We start from the raw sequence: 3,140 nt of genomic DNA on the forward strand, positions 1-3,140 counted from the left end.
TTCGTGAAGGTGCAGTGCTAGTCTTCTTTGGCGCAAAAGAGAAACTCACTCCGCTGCGTCAGGAAGTATTAACGAGTTAGGAACACTTGATGTTTAAGAAAGTAACAGCTCTCGCAGCTGCAACTGCCCTTTGTGCGTCCACTGCATTTGCGGGCGGCCTCTCACCCGAAATCATCGAAGCGGCACCTGCCGAACCGGCGCCAGCCGCGGCCTCTATCAACCCGACCTACATTGTCTTGGGCGTGGTTGCTTTGCTCTTGATCGCGTCAGCGGGTGGCGATGATGATGAGGTCGAAGAGACCCCAGAAGAAGAAAAAGACCTTTGCGAGATCTCCCCAGAATCATGTGAGGGCTGAGCATCAAGCCTTAGGCGCCCTGCGCAGACAGCCAACCAAAAAGGCCGGTATTCCTTAAGGGATGTCGGCCTGTTTTATGAACAGATGGCACGCACTGGCTCCGATGCGCTTCCCGTCACCTGACCGGAAGCCTTTTGGCGAAGATGGCGATGGGCACCACGGATAGCAACAAGACGGCAACTGCTAAAAAGGCCATCCGCAGCCCAAAGGCATCAGACAGCAATCCCATGAGCACCGGGGCAAAGAAGAACCCCGAAAACCCGATCACGGCTGTCCGGCTGATCGCTTCGGTGCGCAGATGTGGTGCCACCAGTTTGCCCACCAAAGCCAGCCCCATCGGCCCGATGACAGACACGCCAAGGCCCAGGATACCAAAGCCGATATAGGCCACGAACGGTGTCGGCGCCAAAGCTGCGACAACAGCGCCAACGGCCGAGACGACAGAAGCCCCGATCACTACCGGAATTTCGCGCAACCGCTGTGCCACGGCTTGTCCGGAAAACCGCCCGATCGCCATGGTGATCCCCAGCATCGCAGGACCCAATGCGCCCTCTGCGGCCCCACCGCCCAACGTGCGTTCAACATGCAGGGCTGACCACGCCTCGACTGTGGCCTCGGACATGAAGGCCACCAGCACAATCGCCCCGCAAAGCAGGATCGGCCAAAGCGGATAGGCACCCGCATACCCCTCTTCCGCGTCGACATAAGTCACATCCATGCGCATCATCGGCAGCAAAAGGATGGCGATCACGCCAAAGCCCGCAAAAACCGGCGCCGGCGGCAACCCCGCTTCACGGGCCACGCCAACGATCAATGCACCCGCCGCATAAGCCACCGAAAACATCGCATGGTTCGCATTCATCAAAGGCCGGTTATAGCGCGCCTCAAGTTCGCTTACCCGCGCGTTCATGACCACATCGAGCAGCCCCGAGGCCAAACCAACCAGCGCCATCGAAAGCGCAAAAACCAGAGGCACTGTGATCTGTCCGGGGAAAAGCCACGCGAAGGCCAACAGGGCGGCCCCCACCTGCATGGCGCGCGATCCCAATATCCGGTCCGCACGCGGGGCCAGCCACATCGCAGACACCAGCCCAGTGGCCGAACCCAAAAGCAATGCCCCGAAAAGCGCATCAGAGGCACCCAATTGCGCTTTGATGACGGGAACATAGGCGGCAAAACAGCCCCAGAACATGCCAATAACAACAAAGGCGGTGGCAGGACGGCGGGACAGGGACAAGGCGTTCAAAATCGACATGGCGCTATGCCTGCATTGCAAATAGAACCAAAGCAAGTTTCAAAGTGAACGCCCACGCAAAAATCACCTTTCCAAACGGGCGAATCCCCCCTATACGGCGGGCTTCATCGGGCTCGGACACCCTTGGAGGCGGGCCCCTTTATAATTGGAGAATTACTATGGCTGCTAAGGTCCAGGATCTTAACGCCAAGGTACGCGCGGGGACAGGCAAGGGGGCCGCCCGCCAAGCTCGCCGTGATGGCGACGTACCTGGCACTGTTTATGGTGGTGGCGTCGAGCCCCAATCCATCAGCATCCCTTTCAACTACCTTCTGACAAAACTGCGCAAGGGTGGCTTCATGTCCACGCTGCACAACCTCAAGATCGAAGGTCAAGATGACGTGCGTGTCATTTGCCGTGGCGTTCAGCGCGACGTTGTCAAGGACCTGCCAACACACATCGACCTGATGCGCCTCAAGCGTACAAGCCGTGTAAAAATCTTTATCCCTGTCGAGTTCATCAACGCGGATACATGCCCCGGCGTGAAAAAAGGTGGTGTACTGACGGTTGTCCGCAACGAAGTCGAACTTGACGTTCTGGCTGGCGATATCCCCGAGCACATCACAGTTGATCTGGCCAACGTGCAAATCGGTGACACCATTTCGATCAGCAGTGTGACACTGCCCGAAGGCGCAACACCTGCAATCACCGACCGCGACTTTGTGATCGCCAACGTATCAGCACCACGTGCCCTGCTGGCTGACGACGGTGACGACGACGAAGTTGCAGCGGACGAAGTGCCAACAACGTCCGACGACGCATAAGCCGCAGCGTTCAACCGCTAGCGCGATAAGGGCATCCCAAACGGGGTGCCCTTTTTGGTTCTTGCACCCTAGGTCAGGACACTCTGGCGCCGCACTGCGGCATACTGTAAGTTAGGCCTATGAAATTGCTTGTTGGCCTTGGAAATCCCGGTGCGAAATACGCGCAAAACCGTCATAACATCGGGTTTATGGCGATGGACCGCATTGCCGCCGATCACGGGTTCAGCAGCTGGCGGTCGAAATTTCAGGGCCAGACCTGCGAAGGGCGCCTTGGGTCCGAAAAGGTCACGCTGCTCAAGCCCGAGACATTCATGAATCTTTCGGGTCAATCCGTCGGCGAGGCGATGCGCTATCTGAAACTCGCCCCTGACGACATTATTGTCTTTCACGACGAGCTTGATCTGGCCCCCGGCAAAGTCCGGCTGAAAACCGGTGGCGGACATGCAGGGCACAACGGCCTGCGGTCGATCCACGGCCATATCGGACCGGACTATGACCGCGTGCGCATGGGCGTGGGGCATCCGGGACACAAAGACGCTGTGGCCGGCTATGTGCTACGGGATTTCCCCAAGGCCGATGCAGAATGGCTGGATGATGAATTGCGCGGGATCAGTGACGGGATCGCTGATTTGATTGCGGGCGATGGTGGCAAATTCCTCAATGCCATCGCGTTGCGTGTCGCCCCGCCGCGATCCTCGAAATCGACACCAAAGGCGGCCAAGCCCA

General features: G+C 58.2%; 4 protein-coding genes. 3 read left to right on the forward strand and 1 reads right to left on the reverse strand.

Features of this window, described 5'->3' with window-relative positions; genetic code table 11:
• Positions 1–89 precede the first annotated feature (89 nt).
• The gene (locus tag VGP75_RS18120) at positions 90–356 is read left to right on the forward strand and encodes a hypothetical protein (protein WP_327544991.1); all 267 of its coding nucleotides are present in this window, start codon (positions 90–92) and stop codon (positions 354–356) included.
• 115 nt (positions 357–471) lie between these two features.
• On the opposite strand, the gene VGP75_RS18125 is transcribed toward VGP75_RS18120, so the two are convergent.
• Positions 472–1,611 (reverse strand): MFS transporter, encoded by a 1,140-nt coding sequence (locus VGP75_RS18125; RefSeq protein ID WP_327544992.1) that lies wholly within the window; start codon positions 1,609–1,611, stop codon positions 472–474.
• Positions 1,612–1,769: 158 nt separating this feature from the next.
• Here VGP75_RS18125 and VGP75_RS18130 point away from each other — a divergent pair, with 158 nt between their 5' ends.
• Together VGP75_RS18130 and pth are read left to right on the forward strand one after the other, a co-directional pair.
• Positions 1,770–2,414, forward strand: coding sequence for a 50S ribosomal protein L25/general stress protein Ctc (locus tag VGP75_RS18130; RefSeq protein WP_327544993.1), 645 nt, complete (start codon positions 1,770–1,772; stop codon positions 2,412–2,414).
• A gap of 119 nt (positions 2,415–2,533) precedes the next feature.
• A partial coding sequence (gene pth / locus VGP75_RS18135; RefSeq protein ID WP_327544994.1) for an aminoacyl-tRNA hydrolase occupies positions 2,534–3,140 on the forward strand: 607 nt, incomplete at its 3' end.

The organism is Yoonia sp. (genome assembly GCF_036007805.1).
Lineage (GTDB): Bacteria > Pseudomonadota > Alphaproteobacteria > Rhodobacterales > Rhodobacteraceae > Yoonia.